Origin of the sequence: Thermocoleostomius sinensis A174, from assembly GCF_026802175.1 — a bacterium.
In the GTDB taxonomy this organism is placed as follows: domain Bacteria; phylum Cyanobacteriota; class Cyanobacteriia; order Elainellales; family Elainellaceae; genus Thermocoleostomius; species Thermocoleostomius sinensis.
Window position 1 is genome coordinate 4,592,852 of the sequence record NZ_CP113797.1, and the last position, 17,946, is coordinate 4,610,797.

13 protein-coding genes are annotated in these 17,946 nt (G+C 45.8%); 4 read left to right on the forward strand and 9 right to left on the reverse strand.

The features are described from left to right. Window positions 1-155: 155 nt before the first annotated feature. The 3 genes from OXH18_RS19815 (at window position 156) to OXH18_RS19825 (ending at window position 2,986) form a co-directional block, all read left to right on the forward strand. A complete protein-coding gene (locus OXH18_RS19815) occupies window positions 156-515 on the forward strand; it encodes a hypothetical protein (RefSeq protein WP_268609192.1) in 360 nt (119 codons plus the stop codon). A 191-nt stretch (window positions 516-706) separates the two neighbouring features. After that, complete coding sequence (locus OXH18_RS19820; protein WP_268609193.1) at window positions 707-1,078, forward strand: rhodanese-like domain-containing protein; 372 nt, start codon at window positions 707-709, stop codon at window positions 1,076-1,078. Between the two features lie 132 nt (window positions 1,079-1,210). Continuing rightward, window positions 1,211-2,986 (forward strand): ABC transporter substrate-binding protein, encoded by a 1,776-nt coding sequence (locus tag OXH18_RS19825; RefSeq protein ID WP_268609194.1) that lies wholly within the window; start codon window positions 1,211-1,213, stop codon window positions 2,984-2,986. Window positions 2,987-3,099: 113 nt separating this feature from the next. Here OXH18_RS19825 and OXH18_RS19830 read toward each other — a convergent pair whose 3' ends face one another. The 8 genes from OXH18_RS19830 to OXH18_RS19865 all read right to left on the reverse strand — a co-directional run bounded on the left by OXH18_RS19830 (window position 3,100) and on the right by OXH18_RS19865 (window position 16,426). Beyond that, a complete protein-coding gene (locus tag OXH18_RS19830; protein WP_268609195.1) occupies window positions 3,100-3,630 on the reverse strand; it encodes a DUF4231 domain-containing protein in 531 nt (176 codons plus the stop codon). Between the two features lie 349 nt (window positions 3,631-3,979). Further along, window positions 3,980-5,284 carry a sensor histidine kinase gene (locus OXH18_RS19835; RefSeq protein WP_268609196.1) on the reverse strand — a complete coding sequence of 435 codons (1,305 nt, stop codon included), beginning with the start codon at window positions 5,282-5,284 and terminating at the stop codon, window positions 3,980-3,982. A gap of 82 nt (window positions 5,285-5,366) precedes the next feature. Next, the gene (locus OXH18_RS19840; RefSeq protein WP_268609197.1) at window positions 5,367-7,193 is read right to left on the reverse strand and encodes a two-component system response regulator; all 1,827 of its coding nucleotides are present in this window, start codon (window positions 7,191-7,193) and stop codon (window positions 5,367-5,369) included. Beyond that, entirely contained in the window at window positions 7,190-10,552 is a 3,363-nt protein-coding gene (locus tag OXH18_RS19845; RefSeq protein WP_268609198.1) for an MHYT domain-containing protein, read from the reverse strand. Before OXH18_RS19845 ends, OXH18_RS19840 begins: the two co-directional genes overlap by 4 nt. Before the next feature lie 73 nt (window positions 10,553-10,625). After that, window positions 10,626-11,789, reverse strand: a complete 1,164-nt coding sequence (locus OXH18_RS19850; protein ID WP_268609199.1) for a phage tail protein — start codon at window positions 11,787-11,789, stop codon at window positions 10,626-10,628. Between the two features lie 216 nt (window positions 11,790-12,005). Then, window positions 12,006-14,318, reverse strand: coding sequence for a putative baseplate assembly protein (locus tag OXH18_RS19855; protein ID WP_268609200.1), 2,313 nt, complete (start codon window positions 14,316-14,318; stop codon window positions 12,006-12,008). Between the two features lie 2 nt (window positions 14,319-14,320). After that, a complete protein-coding gene (locus OXH18_RS19860; RefSeq protein ID WP_268609201.1) occupies window positions 14,321-14,737 on the reverse strand; it encodes a GPW/gp25 family protein in 417 nt (138 codons plus the stop codon). A gap of 753 nt (window positions 14,738-15,490) precedes the next feature. Then, window positions 15,491-16,426, reverse strand: a complete 936-nt coding sequence (locus OXH18_RS19865) for an amino acid ABC transporter substrate-binding protein (RefSeq protein ID WP_268609202.1) — start codon at window positions 16,424-16,426, stop codon at window positions 15,491-15,493. A gap of 145 nt (window positions 16,427-16,571) precedes the next feature. On the opposite strand from OXH18_RS19865, the gene rnc reads away from it, so the two are divergent. Further along, on the forward strand, window positions 16,572-17,252 hold the full coding sequence (gene rnc, locus OXH18_RS19870; protein WP_268609203.1) for a ribonuclease III: 681 nt from the start codon (window positions 16,572-16,574) through the stop codon (window positions 17,250-17,252). Window positions 17,253-17,455: 203 nt separating this feature from the next. On the opposite strand, the gene petD is transcribed toward rnc, so the two are convergent. Next, the gene (petD, locus tag OXH18_RS19875; protein ID WP_268609204.1) at window positions 17,456-17,938 is read right to left on the reverse strand and encodes a cytochrome b6-f complex subunit IV; all 483 of its coding nucleotides are present in this window, start codon (window positions 17,936-17,938) and stop codon (window positions 17,456-17,458) included. Window positions 17,939-17,946 lie beyond the last annotated feature (8 nt).

A 17,946-nucleotide genomic window follows, 5' to 3' on the forward strand; every position in this document is an offset into this window, starting at 1 on the left:
AAGTCCTTGTTAAGCAACGGACGGAGACCGATCGCAAATCTACTGCAATGAGTACAAGCAAATTCGCGAAACTTTCGATTGATCAGAACGGTCTTAACAACAAGCAAGGGAGCATTCAGCAATTGCACCCAAGGTAGACGAGGAGAGAAGAACCAATGCTGCAACGCTTTATCATCATTGGGCTAATGGGATTGGTCTTGAGTGTAACTGCCTGCGATCGATTGTCTCAGCTAGAACACCTAGAGCAAGGCAATCGGGTGTCTCCTCTTCCCCCAACCATGCCGCAGAGTTCAGCCGTTGAGAATGCCATCAAAGAAACCGTGATTCGAGACAACGCCCTCAAAGCACCAACCGAGGATGCCCTGACAGGAAGCGCCATAGAAAACGCAGCCTCCAACGTTGTTTCATCACCGTCACTCGAAGAAGCATGGCTGCCCGAATTTCAAGAAACTCCTTCGGCGCAACTCAAAGCGGATTTAAAAGAGCAAGCGAGACGAGTCAAACAAACTCCGTAACAGGAAGTCTCCTGTGAAAATCTTTATGATCTATATCAGATGGAGGCTAGACAATCATGCATAGTTTTGTCTACGGCTCAGACAGTATAAGTCGTAACTTTAGTAAAGCCTTTCTCAACAAAAGTTTGCAAGTTTTAATCATCCTTGTTAGATTGCAGGAGAACCCGTTCTTTCCTCTCCTGTGAATGCGTATGCGCTTTGGTTTTATTCCAGTTCCATCTCCATTAACATCGCGATCGCGCGTCTATGAATTGAAGGCCCGTTTAGACTGGGGTGAACCTGCCCTAACGATCATTGACATCCGTAGCCGGTGCGAGTTTAATCACAGCCACATCATGGGCGCTATCAACATGCCTATGAATGAATTGGTTGAACGTGCGCTGGTGAGTTTGGAGCTTGTTCGCGATATCTATGTCTATGGCGATACAGACGAAGAAGCGGCAGCGGCGGCGGCCAAGCTGCGATCGGCTGGGTTTTTGAATGTGTCTGAAATTCAGGGTGGATTACCCGTTTGGAAAGCCTATGGCTATCCCACCGAATCAGGCATTGCTCGCGTTGGTTAACCGTTAAGCTCGCTGGCGTTCCATTGGTGCGGTAGTTTGAAAGCATTTTCTGGCGTCGCTGGTCAATCGTCGCTGCAAAACCTAAGATCAGAAATCACACGACCCCATCGATCGAACGGAAACGAAATAGTGATGAGCAAGAACCGTCGTCGGCTAAGCTTCCTGTTAATGGGTGTACTGACCTGGGTAGCTGCCTTTGCCTTGTCTGCCTGTCGTCCGATGTTGATGAGCACAGCGGCCGAACCCCCTTTGGCCTTTAGCGTCATCAGCGACCCCAAAACCTTTAACTATGTCGTCAGCAACGAAGCTTCCAATGTCTTCAGTTATATCTATGAAGGGCTGGTTACGGAAGATGGCCTGACGGGTGAAATAATTCCAGCCTTGGCAGAATCGTGGGAGCAATCGCCCGATGGGTTGCAGATTGTCTTTACATTGCGCGAAGGGTTGCGTTGGTCCGATGGAGAACCGCTGACTGCCGATGATGTGGTGTTTACCTACAACGATCTTTACTTTAACGAAGCCATTCCGACGGCGATTCGCGATATTTTGCGAATTGGTGAATCTGGAGCGTTACCGACGGTGCAAAAGCTAGACGATCGCCGTATTCAGTTTTCTACTCCAGAACCCTTCGCTCCGTTTTTACGTAACACCGGACTAGCCATTTTGCCGGCTCATGCTCTACGAGACTCTGTGAATCAAACCGATGCCCAGGGCAATCTTTTGTTCCTTTCCAAATGGGGGACAGATACAAACCCTGCTGAGGTAGTGTGCAATGGCTTATATCAGCTAGAAAGCTTCAGCCCAGGGCAACGGGTAGTGTTTCGGCGGAATCCCTATTACTGGCGCAGGGATGAGCAGGGCAATCCCCAACCTTATATCGATCGCCTGGTGTGGCAAACAGTGGAATCGACCGATAGTGCATTAGTGCAGTTTCGATCAGGCGGACTGGATATTCTCAGCGTTCAGCCTGACTATTTTTCTCTGTTGAAACGAGAAGAAGACCGGGGCGGCTTCAGCATATACAATGGTGGACCGGCATCGGGAACGAATTATCTAGCATTTAACTTGAATCAAGGCAGTCGGGGTGGTAATCCACTCGTTAGTCCGATCAAGTCCCGCTGGTTTAATACGCTGGCCTTTCGGCAAGCCGTTGCCCATGCCATCGATCGACCTCGGATGGTGAACAACATTTTTCGGGGACTGGGCGAGCTACAAAATTCGCCGATCTCTGTACAAAGTCCTTACTTTTTATCACCGGAAGACGGTCTACCTATCTATGACTATGATCCAGAAAGAGCCAAACAGCTTTTACTGGAAGCTGGATTTCAATATGATGCCTTCAATCGTTTACAAGATGCCGAGGGTAACTTAGTGCGCTTCACCCTGATTACTAATTCTGGTAACAAAATTCGTGAAGCTATGGGGGCACAAATCAAAAGCGATTTAGCTCGAATCGGCATTCAGGTTGACTTCACTCCCCTTGCGTTCAATACCGTTGTCGGTAAGCTGCGGGCGTCGTTAGATTGGGAAGCCTGCTTGCTCGGTTTTACAGGGGGAATTGAACCCAACAGTGGGGCAAATGTGTGGCAACCTGATGGAGCGTCCCATCACTTCAACAAAGCGGCACAACCAGGAGAACCGCCGATCGAAGGACGGGTGGTAGCTGACTGGGAAGCCGAAATTGGGCGACTCTACACTGAAGGCGCACGTACCCTAGATGAAGCTCAGCGTAGGGAGATCTATGCCCAGTCTCAGATTATCACCCAAGAGAACTTACCCATGATTTATCTAGTTAATCCGCTTACCTTTTCGGCCGTGCGCGATCGATTACAGCCGATCAAGTTTTCGTCAATCGGGGGTGCCTTGTGGAATCTGTACGAATTGCGGATTCAAGACAGCGCATCCTAGAAAACGGGCTTGCCTCTATAAGCAAGCTTAAGAATGCTGGTAGTACAGCTAGAAGCAAGTTAATCAACGTAAACTTAAGAAAACTTAAGAAATAGTGATCCGTTTATCGCAAACTAACTCGATCGGCGGATCTTCTTCGTCAAGGGATGTTCTGCTGTGCTCTGCCGTTCTGACCAAATATCCATCATGCGTTTAGAAAAATAGCGAATTTGATCTTCTTCGTCCAGCATGGCAGCGTAATCTCCGGCACTTTGCAGATACAGAAATTTTTCAGCTTGCAGTTTTTGCTGAATTCCACGTGATTGTATCCAAATTTTCTGAGCATTTGTTTGACCTAATAAGGTTGTGAACAGCGTTGCCACGCCGCTAAGGGCTGGAACACTCCATTCATAACCTCGCAACCGATCGCTAGTCGCCAATGCTGCCAAAATTGTTGTGGTCAGTGCCAAACCAATTCCAAATAGTTTCAGCCGCTGAAACCCACGTCGATGCTCTGTCGCTTCTTTTTGAAACTGTGTAATCAATCGATCGCATTCTGCCAGTGCATCTTGTTGACGTTGGTGTAACGGGTACTGTAATTCGTTTAGCGAAAGCTGCATCGAGTCTGGCGAATGCGCATTGTTCCTCAATTTATCTCCTAACATACTCTATTCCTAACCAACAAGCAGGATTAATATAATCCTTTATTAGTGATTACGAGATTATTCGGAGAAAACTGGAAGAAATTTTAGCCTTTGCTGTAATGAAACTGATTGCTAGACACCAAACAGAGCTACGGACTACTCTGTTGCGCTAGGAGTCTGTCACCTGTGTAAGTTGCGGCATTTGCCCTCATCCCTCAACTCCTGTTCCTCTATGTCAGAGCAAGGGGAGAAAGACTTTAAAGCTCCTTCTCAAGCTTGGGAGAGGGATTTAGGGCGAGGGCACAAAGGTGATATGTACACGTGGCGCTCTTTGATCGCCGAAGCCAGTATTCCCTATTGCCTAATCGTCCTATGATTCTTGTGGGCTACGGGCTGGAATAACAATCTGAAATTCTGTCCCTTCAGATGCCGTGTGATATGTCAACGTTCCTCCGTGCTTACCCACAACAATTTGATAACTAGTGGGCAATCCCAGTCCTGTTCCCTGTCCAACCGATTTAGTAGTGAAAAATGGTTCAAATAAACGCGCTCGAATCGCTTCCGGAATGCCCAATCCATTATCTTTGATTGAAATTTGAATCATGTCTCGATCGATCACCTTAGTTTCAATCCAGAGCGTGGGTTCATAGGCAACCTGCTTATAGTGTTGACTTGCTACTTCTAGCGCATCAATGGCATTCGACAATAAGTTGAAAAATACCTGATTTAACTGTCTCGCATAACAGGTCACGATCGGCAAATTTCCATAGTGCTTAACTACTTTAATTGAAGTCGTTGCAGAAGTTGTTACTTGAATTGTGAGGCGATGATTCAACAACAATAATGTGCTATCGAGACCATGATGTACATTAACAGGTTTAATATCGGACTCATCAAGATGCGAGAAAATTCGTAGAGCTAAAATGATCGCGCAAATTCGCTCTACTCCAGTTTGCATAGAACCGAACAATTTCTTTAAGTCACATAGCAAAAAATCCAAATCTATCTCATTTATTACTTGTTGAATGGCAGGCGTTGGTTGAGGATATTCTGTTTGATATAGCTTGATGAGCTTTAATAGATCTTGAATATAGTCGCCAGCAGGTGACAGATTACCTGCAATAAAGTTAACGGGATTATTGAATTCATGTGCAATTCCTGCCACAAACTGTCCTAATCCAATCAGTTTTTCTTTTTGAATTAACTGTGCTTGTGTTGTTTTGAGGTGATCTAATGCTTGTCGAAGTTGTTCGTTTTGTACATGCAGTTGTGTTTGCAAATCCTGGATCGTCAATTGATGTTGAATGCGGGCTAATACTTCTTCAATTTGAAATGGTTTTGTGACATAATCGGCTCCGCCAACTTGAAATGCTTTCACTTTATCTAATACATCATCAAGAGCGCTTAAGAAAATGACCGGAATTTGAGCCGTTCGTCGATCGTTTCTCAATTCTTGGCATACTTGATATCCAGACATATCAGGCATATTAATATCCAGTAAAATTAAATCAGGAATGGTTGTACGAATTGCCATAAGCGCCATTTTTCCACTAATAGCTTTGCGAACATGATAGCCTTGTTTTAAGAGTATTGTTGAAAGGACGCGAACATTGTCTGGAATATCGTCCACAACCAAAATATCAGCTTTTAATTCATTATCAATCAGAATGTTCATATTTTCGACAATAAGGGATTTATTAAAAAGATTACGCTAATGTATTTTATTGTTTCTTATCTCTTTGGGCTGATTTTTATGCTTACCAACAAGGATTTTTTATCAATAACTCGTTTGTTTCTGCAATAGATAAAGGTGCCGAGAATAAATATCCTTGTCCTAATTCACAGTTTAAATGCTTCAGAAGCGTCAATTGCTCAAGCGTTTCAATACCTTCGGCGACAACGCTCATTTGCATTGCTCTTGCAATACTAATAATGGCTGGAATTAAGCCAGAGTTTACAGAGGATTTGGTTAATCGTTGAATAAACGATCGGTCAATTTTCAAACTGTCTGCCGGAAAGGCTTGCAAATAACTTAATGACGAATATCCTGTGCCAAAATCATCAATACTAAGATGGATTCTTCGCTTTTTCAATTGCTTTAAGATACTGGTAACAAGCTTCGTATTATTCATGATGTTGCTCTCGGTAATTTCTAACTTTAAATGAAATGGGCTGATCTGCGTTTCAAATAAAATTTGGTCGATTTGTTGAATGAGATTCGTTTGCACAAATTGTCGTGCAGATAGGTTAATGCTGACACTAAATCGCTGATCTACAAGTCCTTGTTGTTGCCAGTTACGTAACTGTTGGCAAGCCGTGCGGATCACCCACTCGCCAATTGAAAGAATTAAACCTGTCTCTTCAGCAATTGGAATAAACTCGATAGGTGAAATGAATCCTTGTTGTGGGTGCTGCCAGCGTAAAAGTGCCTCTAGTCCAGTGATGTGTCCCGTTGTCAGAGAAACGATCGGCTGATAATGCAACACAAATTCCTGTGCCTCCAAAGCCCGACGCATATCGGTTTCAAGTTGCAGCAGACGCAAGACTGCTTCGTGCATCGCCGTATCAAAGACCTGATACTGAGCTTTTCCGAGTGCCTTAGCTCGATACATGGCTGTGTCTGCATCTCGTAACACATGCTCGGATTTTGTATAGCCTGCATGTCCCAAAACAATGCCGACGCTGGCTCCCGTAAATACTTGCCATTGTCTAATCTCAAACGGAGAGGCAAACATATCAAGTAGCATTTGAGCTAATTGAATGGCGCTATCTAGATTTGGCACATTTGGCATTAAAATCGCAAACTCATCACCTCCTAGGCGTGCGATCGTATCTGTCTGTTTCACGTAATGTTGCAAGCGCTGGGCAATGGCAATTAATAATTCATCTCCAACCAAATGTCCTAGAGAATCATTGATGACTTTGAAGCGATCGCAATCTAGAAACAAAACTGCAAACAAATACGAGGAATTGCAACTTGTATGTTTTATTTCTTTATTTAATCGATCGATAAACAACGATCGATTGGGTAAACCGGTAAGAGCGTCATAAAATGCCATTTCCAGTAATTGGGACTGAACTCGCTTGCGTTCAATAATTTCCTGAATGAGTTCTCGATTGAGGTCTTCTAACTGTCGAGTGCGTTCTTCTACTCGCTTCTCTAATTCAGCGTTTAATTGCCGAATATCCCTGCTTCGCTGTCCCAACATCAGTTGAGTTTGAACCCGTGTCAATACTTCTTCAAACTGGAACGGTTTGGTAATGTAGTCTACGGCTCCCAGTTGAAACGCTTTGACTTTATCGAATGTCTCGTTTAGGGCGCTCAGAAAAATGATGGGAATGTCTGCTGTTGCTGGCACTGACTTTAAATGTTGACAAACCTGATATCCATCCATATCTGGCATCATGATATCTAGTAGAATCAAATCAGGAATAACCGTTTGAGCAGCCACAAGCGCTGCTTGTCCACTCAATGCCTTGCGAACAACACAGTCGCTCTGTTTGCTGAGCATGACAGAGAGTAAGCGCAGATTTTCAGGAGTATCATCGACAATTAGAATGTCGGCGGCTGGAAGGTGGTTCACGCTATGGGTTCCTTACGAAGGTTGGTTGATTCCATCAGCGCAATGATTTGAGCAAATTGAAAATTGCGTGCTAATGTCTCCAACACGCTTGCTAGTTTAGATGGAAGAGGAATTTGCTCAATCAGCTTAAAAATGAGGAGATCACTTCCTTGAGAAGCCGCATGGTAGAGTTGTTGTGTCCATTCGGACGGCATCGCTCGGATAGTAGCTTCAATTTCTGTTTGACTATAACTAGTCTGATCAGTATGCGGTGTATGGTCGCAATTTTGAGAAGATGGCGCTTGCCAAGTAGTAATCGAAGGTTGGGATTGAGGTTGCGAATTTAATGCATGATTAGAATTATCTTCTGTATTCCAAGTTGGAATTGTATCGGTATAGAGATAGGTTAACTTTAAATGTTGCTCCATCTTCATCAGTAAATCAGCTTCTTGGAACGGCTTACTCACAAAATCATCGCAACCAGCGGTCAAAATTGACTGACGCTGTTCTTCAAAAGCACTGGCTGTTAAGGCAATGATGATTGTGGGTTGAGGCATTGTCTGTGTTGGAAGCAGTAATCCTTGGGTTGCTTCTTTCTGGCGAATGCACTGAGTGGCTCTATAACCATCCATCACTGGCATTCGTATATCCATCCAGATCAGGTGCGGCTTCCAATCTTCCCACCGTTCAATAGCTTGCTGACCGTTCTCTGCCTCCTCTACCTCAAATCCCAATGAACTCAAGAGCGTCACTAACAACAAACGGTTAGCGGGTTGATCTTCCACTACCAAAACTCGATAGGTAGGCTGATTGGGAGCAAGGCCGATCGCTTTACGGCGCTGGGGTGGTAAATACGCGATCGGAGATGGTTGGGCTGATTGCACATGAATATCAAGGGCAAATGTAGCTCCCTGACCCACAACACTATGAACAGTAATTTCTCCACCCATCAGTGCCACAAATTTTTGACTAATAGCTAACCCCAAGCCAGTTCCTTGTTTGGATTGAAACCCTGATTGAGTTTGCTCAAATGGCTTGAATAGCTGCTTGAGTTCATCGGGGGCAATTCCAGGTCCAGTATCCTTAACTTCAATGTGTAGCTTCAAGGCGGATGCAGCCAATTCTTCATCTATCAAACTGACACGTAGGATAACATGACCTACTTTGGTGAACTTAATAGCATTACCAAGCAGATTAATTAGAATTTGGCGCAATTTACTTTCGTCAGTTTTGATAAATTGTGGTAGGTTGCTAGCATAGATCAGCATCAACTGTAATCCTTTCGATCGAGCGTGAAGCTGAAACATTTCCTCAAGGGAATGCAACAGACGATGCACATCGAACACCGTTTCATGCAGAATTGCGCGTCCTGCTTCAATTTTTGACATTTCCAAAATGTCATTGATTAACCGTAAAAGGTGTTCACCGCTGCGATTAATAATATCGATATACTCCTGATGTTCCCTAGAAAGAGACGAGTCATCATTGAGGAGTTGTGCAAATCCTAAAATTGCATTAAGTGGCGTTCGTAATTCATGACTCATGTTGGCCAAAAATTCACTTTTGGCTCGGTTGGCGGCATCAGCTACTTCTTTGGCTTTGCCCAGTTCTTCCGCTTGTCGCTGGGTTTGACCGAGCAATTCAGCTTGCTGGACAGCAACTCCTAGCTGAGTTCCAATTTGCCGCACAATTTGAATGTCGCTGTCTTGCCACTCACGAGGGGCTGTGTTTTGATAACTGGCTAACAATCCCCACAACTTGTTACTAGAGAAGATCGGAACAATAATGTAGGCTTGCGTTTGAATTTGTTCGAGAAGCTGAATATAGCAAGCCGTAAACCCAGCTTCATAAATATTAGAAACACAGCGATAGCCTTCACCATGGCGATACCGACCTCCTCGCGTTTCTTGAAGGTACGTATCTTGGATAGAGATATCTACCTGATTCAACTTGGCAATGGCGCAGTCTTTTTGCTCGATCGTTCTTTGGTTGAGCATCGAGGCTGTATCAGCGGCGGGAACGAGGGGTTTCCAGCCGGCCACCACCGACTCGGCAACGAATGACCCGCTCCAATCTAGATTAAATCGATACACAGCCACCCGATCGCACTGAATGACTTGCCGAAGTTCGTCGGTTGTTGCCCTAAAAATTGTTTCCAAATCTAGCGTTTGCCGCATTCGTTGAATGACTTTTGCTAAAGCCCGTTCTCGTTCTGCGACTTGCAACAATTCAAGTTCTGCACGTTTCTGTGTTGTGATATCGCTAAAGGTACAGACAACTAATTCGACAGTGCCACGAGTGGTGGCAAACGGTTCAGCATTGACCAAAAGCCAGCGTTTTTCAGAACTGTGCGGAGATACAATTCCCATCATCACATCACGCACAGAGTTACGTTCGGCAATCGATCGCTGGACAGGTAGCTCTTGCAGAGCAAACAAACAGCCATCCTCTCGAAACACCGTCCAGCCTACCCCAAACACCCGAGGAGACTGTTGGCGATCGCTCAAATTAAGCAGTCGTTCGGCCGCTTGATTGCTAATCAAGATCTCAGCCTTGTCGTTTAATAGCAATACACCAACTTGCATCTCGCGGATCAACATGCGGAATCGTTTCTCGCTTTCTTGCAGCATTTGCTGTTGCAGAAACTGGGTAGCGATGCGTTGATCGAATACTGAAATGATTAAGCTGAGAATCAGCAAGATGATGGTTGCAAAACCAATAGCGATTGCTAGAAAGAGTGGATCGATGGAATAGAAAGATGAAACTGTGGGGCGATTGGTTGGCAAGAAATGAGTTGCTGCCATTCCTGTATAGTGCATTCCAGTGATGGCAACGCTCATGACCCCTGCACTTGTCAGTTTTTGCCAAACGATGTGGTTGACTAGGGTTTGGGCCCGAAACGCTAGCCACAGAGCCATAATTGAGGCAACAATTGCGATGCCGATTGAAAGCACCACCAGGTAATGTGTATAGTGAATGTCTGCCTGAAGTTGCATAGCAGCCATTCCTGTATAGTGCATCCAAGCAATGGCAATCCCCATGCAAATTCCTCCCAACAGTAATCGTTCAATTGCATGAGGTTGGCTCAACAACCAAAGGGCTAGTCCAGAAGCGAAAATAGCCCACAACAAAGACAATAGCGTTGGTGAGACCCTATAGCTAACTGACAACGGCAAGTGTAAAGCTAGCATCGAGACAAAATGCATTGACCAAATGCCAACACCGATGACAGTGGCTCCACCAATTAACCATTGCGGTAAGTTCTGTACTTGCTTAATTCGTACCGCCAAATCCATTGCCGTATATGAGGTAAGCAGGGCAATGGCAAATGACAGCGCTACTAAACCAAGATTGTACGATCCTGAAATGTGATGCTCCATATCCCCAGAATTCCCTGAAAAGCATTCACATTAACGCTGCCTTCTGGCATATGACCTCATCCGGTTGGTCTCGCTAGTCGGCTGCTTCTGTAGGCTTGTGGATTGTTAAATCATAGGTGGAGAAAGCAGGTTTTTCTCGATCGATAATTTCTTCAATTAAGTTGCGATCGAGATGCTGTCCATGTTTTAGGCGAAGTTGCACAATGAAGTGATATGGACGACCCCCACCCAGAACCGTATTTGGACCTAAAACAGTATTCAATCCAGTCGAAGACTGACCCAAAACTAATTTAGGAGAAGATTGTCCCAAAACTAATCCATGCTGAGTATCATCGCGAATTTCAATTTGATTGTTGTCCAATCCAGTATAGAGATGCAAATAGGCTTGTAACCCTTTACGAGTGCCGCGCCAGCGATAGAGGGGGATCGCATCATGAATCAGACGCCGCTGTTGCTCAAGGCTCCAGCGTGGATCGATCGGGCACGCAACCCACTGTGCCAGAAAAGGAAGCAAGGCTTCAGGAGCGGTGAGCGGATTGAGATAGGCCCAAAGCGTATCGATCGTCTGCACCACCGGATCAAAAGCTTGCTCGAAGATGCTGAGAAACCGCTTGGTAAAATCATGCGCGCGATAGATTGCAGGTAGGAAATTTTGGTAAGAACTGCGGGGGCGAGCATATAGCTCAATCTCTTGCTGCTTCATCAATTCTAGTGAAGTATCTGACCACTGCATCTTGGCTAACAGCCTGATTTGCACCTGATAGTCTAGTTTGAACGGTTGGATTATCTGACTTGTGGCGAAAGCAGCTTCAAAAAAATCGGCAGGTAACTGAAATCGAATCACTTGTTGGATAGATCGGGTGGGTTCAAGAACCCGATCGGGCTGATTTGCTTCTACCGACTTTGGCGAATTGGATGTTTCAAGCAAAGGCTTGGAATAATTGCACCAGTTGGTTGGAGATAGGAAGTCCCCATGCTGTGGAAAATTTCCCTGCACTTGCAGTTCCCAAACTAAACCATCCTCGTCTTCGTTCTTCACCTCAACCAACAGTTCAGCAGGCTCTCCAGGATACAGAATCAATGATGGACGCTCGAGCGCAGTAACGTTCTCTGCCTTATAAAGCTGTTGGGACTCATACATGTCACTCCACTCAGGTAGCTGCATAGAGATGACAGACATGTTGATCTTAGGCTGAGGGCTAGCGATTTGAGGGGCGCGAAAAGTAGCTTGAGTCATCGCTGTGTTCTTTTATGGCAAAAAGATGAAGAAGGAAAACTATGAAAAAATGCAAAATCAAAAAACAAAGTCTATTTTTATCATTTTTCGGTACTGTATGAGCGGTCGAGAAAGTAGACGCTTAGTCCTAAACTCAGTTGTTAGTTAATTTGTTTGCTTCCAGCTATTTGATGCATTATGTGGCATCAAAGTATTCCTCAGCTAATGTCGTCTTTTTTAATTACAGATATAAATCACATGTTCTCCTGTCTCTTCAGGGTAGTTATCATCTCTCTCTTCAGGGTGGTAATCGTCTTTCCAAGAACAGATAAGATTATCAGCACCGATGCGAATGACGGGTTCTGGAATAATTAGGGGTTCCCACTGCTCCTCAGCAATTTTGCGAGCGCTAAACAGCTTGACAGTTGAAACATAGCGCACACCCTCAATCGCTTGGCACTGGGCAATTACATCCGAGGGATAAACAGGACGCCCCCACTCCCAACCATTGCCATGAATGCCACCAATCACGGGATTAAGAAACTCGAATAGCCTGGTTTGTAGCTGTTCCTTAACCTGAGTTGATTGATTGAGATAATTATCGTGCAGAATGACTTCAACATGAGCTTTGACCCTGATGTAAGTTGGCTGTTCATACTGCACCCGAACGCCTAGTGGTTTGCGATCGTCAATATAGTGTTTTAATGTATCTTTTTGCGTTTCAATGTGCAGAGCAGCATCTGGATTGAGTCCATTCGTGGCAAGGGTTGTGAGGGACTGGTGGCTGCGATCGATATCAGGCACAATCAAGAGCAATACCGTTCCAGGGTTGGTACTGGTATAGTGGCGCAAACAGCGTGCCCGGGCGATAGCAACTGGCGAGCGGATCGCTAAACGCTCGAAGTCTTCAGGTGTAACAGCAGCTTCACGGGTGCGCAACAGTTCAGGAACTCGCATCACTGCTTGAGCCAAAGATTCAGCATCTTTGCCGCCCTCGGCAGCAGAATAGTTGGTGACATTTTTCACATAAGGAATGGCCGTTTTGACAACGGTGAGCCGTTCCGCCTGTACATTGCCGATCGTGCCGCCACCACTGCGATAGCGCCGCATATAAATTTCTGCACCTGGTGGTGGAACTTTGCCGTACTGCTGTTCTAATTCAATGGTGGACGGTGCTGGCGGTATGGAGGATTCTCTTGCAGGGCTGCAATCGGTCACACTGCCCCAAGCTTGCGCGGGTTGCTGAGTGCGATGTTTAAGCCGCTCTGGTTCCTGGACTCGCGGCCCAAATTGCACTGTGCCCGTAATTGCGTCGATTGTATAGTGTAGGTCAGTGGGTTTAGAACTGGAAAAATCCGACACCTCTTGCCAGTCTTCAACGGGGTATCCAGACGACCTGACTTGGATATGTTCCTGCTTGTCCAGATCACGGCTCAGAACCGGAATATTTTGCAGTTGAAACCGCTGTCCTGGTTTACCGTTGCTGATGCCTAGCAGTTCTTCTTCCGCCACCACACAATGACTAGCATTGACAGTTCCGCCAATCGATCGAACTGATAATCCCACAATGGTTGGAGAGACACTATACCCAGGCTGAGATTCTTGAGACTTTCGATATACACAGCGAATCCAGTAGCCGCTGTAACGCTCCTCGTTGTCGCTACTATGAGCTTGAATTGATGTACTGGAAGGCAAACTGACGATCGGCAGCTTTTGCGGCAGATGCAAAATCACATCGGCTCCATCGTTTAGCGGATCGAATCCCTGTTGAGCCACTTCGGCAAAACTGAATCCTTTCGTTTTATCGTTGGCAGGAACTCGAAGAACATCACACCATTTTTCACCATTCCAGGCTTGCCAGTTCAACGGTGGATTGTTGGGGTCAATTCCCGTGCTGCGGGCTGGTTCACCGTAAAACGTTAGCGCAATGACATTTCCTGCCAGTTGCCCCATTGCTTCATCCAAAACTAGGTAGAAGCAGTTGTTGGGTTGCGGAGGGTTTGCAAACAGGGGGCGTTCTTCAACGTTTTCCCCCGACGGCCCTGGATGCGGAAAGGAGGTTTGAAAGTCCTCCTCTGAGGGAAACTTGTTTATATCAGCATTTGGATCAACGTTGGCAGTGATAAATTGCTTAGTGGTCGGAGTTCCAATGGCAAGGTCAGCATCTGTAGTAAATACGATCGCAGCTTCGGTTTCCGATCGAACGGTTGCAACCTCCGTGCCGCTTTTAATCGTGATGGGAAAGGGCTGCGCTTTGCTGAGGTAAAAGGTGAGTTCGGTTCGAGCAGGTTTAGACGGCTGTAGTCGAATTCCCATCAGTTCTAGGAAGGTGACGTAGTTGAGCCGTGGCACTTGATTGAACCGCAGCAACATTTGATCGGTTAACCAGGCGAATAACTCGATGAACGTAATTCCCGGATCACCAGGATTATAATTTGTCCATTCTGGACAATAGCGAGGAATACGCAAGCGACATTCTTCGACCAGATCACGAAAGGTACGATCGTCTAGATTTGATTTGGGAAGTTCGGTCAAAAAATCAAAATCCATGATTATTCCTTGCCTGATTGGAGATAAAAGGGATACACTAAACTGCGCAGGCTATGACTCTGTTTAGGATGATAGAAGATTTCAATTTCAACTTTGCCCTGAGCCGGATCGGGATCAGTCCGAACTTCTTTGAGAACAATGCGCGGTTCCCAGGTTTCGATCGCCTCTTCAATACAAAGCTGAATTTCGAGCAACGTTTGAATGTTGAGAGGTTCAAAGGTTAATTCAGATAGTCGCGACCCAAAAGTGGGGCGATATACTCGCTCGCCCAGTTGCGTTTGTAAAATGATCCGAATCGATTCTTCAATGTTAGTGGTGTCACTGCTGAGTTGAATGCTGCCCTGTGCGTTGACTTGAAGTGGGAAGGCAAATCCAGCGCCAATGTATAGGTTGGGGCGATCGTGGATTAGATCAGTCATGATGGTCTGGTTCCTGAACCTGTTCTAAATGGATTGACTTAAGGCTTAGAAAACTGAACAGAGGGCTTGTGCAATCGATCGCATCGAAGTCCTTCACTTTTTGGGCGAGGGAGTTAGGGGAGAGTCGAGGGATTCACAACTATTACCGGGTGAATAGCTTGTATCAGGTATATCATTTGCAGCAGTTAGATAAAGTCAGGCGATGGTGAGATCTAAAGTTAGATAGCTGATTGACTGACAACACTCGATTGCAGCAGAGGATTTTATACTGAATTTAAAAATAGTATTCACACCAGATCATCCCACCGTCTGCGGCCCCTCCCCCTAGTAACTATCCATGACGCAAAAGTGCGTAGAAGTTTTATAAAGACTGGATTAGCAACATTGGGTGTGAGAGTTTGAATTAAAGTTGTTGAGTAATCTAGACAGGCAACATCATGCGAGATTGGGCACGCTAAGCAATCAAGAGTAATAGCGAACCATTGGGACTGCTGCATCAGCATAGTTGGAGTCGAAATGAGCGTTGTGGCAAGCAGGGAGAACGGCGTAAAAAACAACCTGTGAAAAAGAGACTCAAGGCTGGCTCAATACGTTGACCGCAGCAGAGCAGGGTATTGATGAAACAGTGAGTGTGGTGCAGGTAGGCAATTGAGATTGAGCGCAATCTCAACCGTCCGGCTCGACGAGCAACCTTAAGCGTGCCGGAGCGTCGGTAACAGCTAGAGCGATCGAAAACCCGTTAGGTGTCTCCGATCAATCTCCTCCAATAACTGGTTGAGACTCGCTGGTGGTCGATTCAAGCTCACTTGCGGTGGCTGGTTGGGGTTGATAATACTCGATCGCACGTTGAAAGAAATCAAATAAAGGTTCGCGATCGATCGGCACCGCTCCATCCGTTCCAAACCAGGTGTTGAACATAGAAGTAGCACCTGGCGCATCATTGATTAAATCTTGCATAAACCCGAGCAGCGCTTGATTAACGATTTGCAGAAAATCAGCATTCTCTTTAGGCACAATGCATGCATAGATTTCAGGCTGAATCGGCACAGTTGGCAGAATCTCGTAAGCCTCTGGGTTACCAGTTAATTGTCGCAATCCTGAAAGCAAAATCCCATCACTGACCAATGCATCAATCCGTTGATTATTGAGTGCTTCCAGCCCATCGGTGCGACTATCGAGGACTACATAGCGGGCAATTTGTAAATATCCTTGCACTACTTCAGCATTCGTGCTGCCTCCAATCACACCCACTCGAAACTCTGTCATGTCTTGGCGATCGGTGTCACGCTTCACTAAAAATTGCGTTCCCGTTTTAAAAAACCCCACCGAAAAATCAACTCGCCTAGCTCGACTGGATGTGTAGGTTGTTGTGCTACAGACAATATCCACTTCGTTGTTTTCCACCTTCGAGAAGCGATTGGCTAACGTCACTTCTACTAAATTCAGTTCAATGTCTTTATTCAGTTCTTGTTCCAATTGCTGGTGAATTAATTTCAGCAAATCGACCGAGTAGCCCACCAGTTCACCAGTTTCATCAAAATAGGCAAATGGAGCCGAATCACTGCGAGTTGCGGCCGTCAGGGTGCCAGTGCGCTGAATTCGCTCTAATACGGTTTCAGCCGCTGCGGGGGTCGCCATCAACATTGTGAGACAGCATCCCAAAAGTCCAATGAATTTTTGCTTTAGCATAAGTTAACTGCTGAGCCACAGCGGGCGTTCAATTTCTACAATCTAGGATAGCTGGGTAGACGAATGAGTAGATAGACGGCTGGGTGGATGGATCGGTGAATTAGTTAATCAAACTTTGATAGACAATTTGATAGACAACACTGCAATGGATTATAGGTTCGATTTACCACTGTTTCGCGATCGCACTCTTTTACAACAAGCCCTGACCCACCGCTCCTATGTCAATGAACATCCCAATACAGGAGAGCACAACGAGCGGTTAGAATTCTTAGGCGATGCCGTTCTAAATTTTCTCAGTGGTGAAATTCTTTATAAACGATATCCCCATCAGCCAGAAGGTGCTTTAACGCCTTTACGATCGGCGTTGGTTGACGAAAAGCAACTAGCCAACTTTGCGCTGCTTCTCGAATTGGGCAATCAGTTACGATTGGGACGAGGTGCTGAACGCGACGGTGGTCGCCACAATCAAAATTTGCTCAGTAGTACCTTTGAAGCGGTGATCGGAGCCTATTTTTTAGATACAGGGCCAGAAATTGCCGCCGTCAGAGCCTACGTAGAGCCACTGTTTACAAGTGTTTTAGATAAATGGGATTTGCTCCCCCCCACAGTGAATGCCAAAAGCTGCTTTCAAGAGTGGGCGTTAGCAACCTATGGAGAAAATCCACAGTACGTCATCACTGATCAAACTGGGCCCGATCATGCCAAAGAATTTACAGCGGAAGTGAGACTTGGCGGTTCTAGTTACGGCAAAGGGAAGGGCCGTAGAAAGCAGGATGCTGAAAAACAGGCGGCCGAAGATGCCTTGAGAAACTTAGGATTGTTATAGCAATCTAGCGCTGTGGTAAAAAACAACACCCGAAAAATCTTTCGAAGAGGCTCAACCATCCGCGAAAGATTAATCCGGGCGTTTAATTAATATTGACCTACCCAGTCAAACCAGGTGTTAAACGAACAGGCAATCAATCGAATCGTAGTCAATTCCAGCTAACTGAGCGCTATGGAGTGCTGGAACCACTGATGGAAATACCCTTAGAACAAGCCAAGCGTTAAAGACTTGTCGATGGGGAAGGTTGCACCGATACCGAGCCAGAGCGTCACCACGGTTCCAAACAAGAAGACAGTGGTAGCGACAGGGCGACGAAAGGGATTCTGAAACTTGTTGACGCTTTCAATAAATGGAACGAGCATCAAGCCCAGCGGGACGGCAGCCTGACAGGCAACTCCCAATAGTTTATTGGGAAGGATACGCAGAATTTGGAAGACCGGATAGAGATACCATTCTGGCAAAATCTCTAGGGGAGTGGCGAAGGGGTCAGCAGGTTCACCGACTAACGCAGGATCTAAAACTGCTAATCCAACGCAGCAAGCGATCGTTCCCGCAATGACAACGGGGAAAACATAGAGAAGATCATTGGGCCAAGCGGGTTCACCGTAGTAGTTGTGTCCCATGCCCTTCTTCAGTTTTTCGCGCAAGACTGGATCGGCAAGATCCGGTTTCTTGAGGGTTGGCATGACTGAGT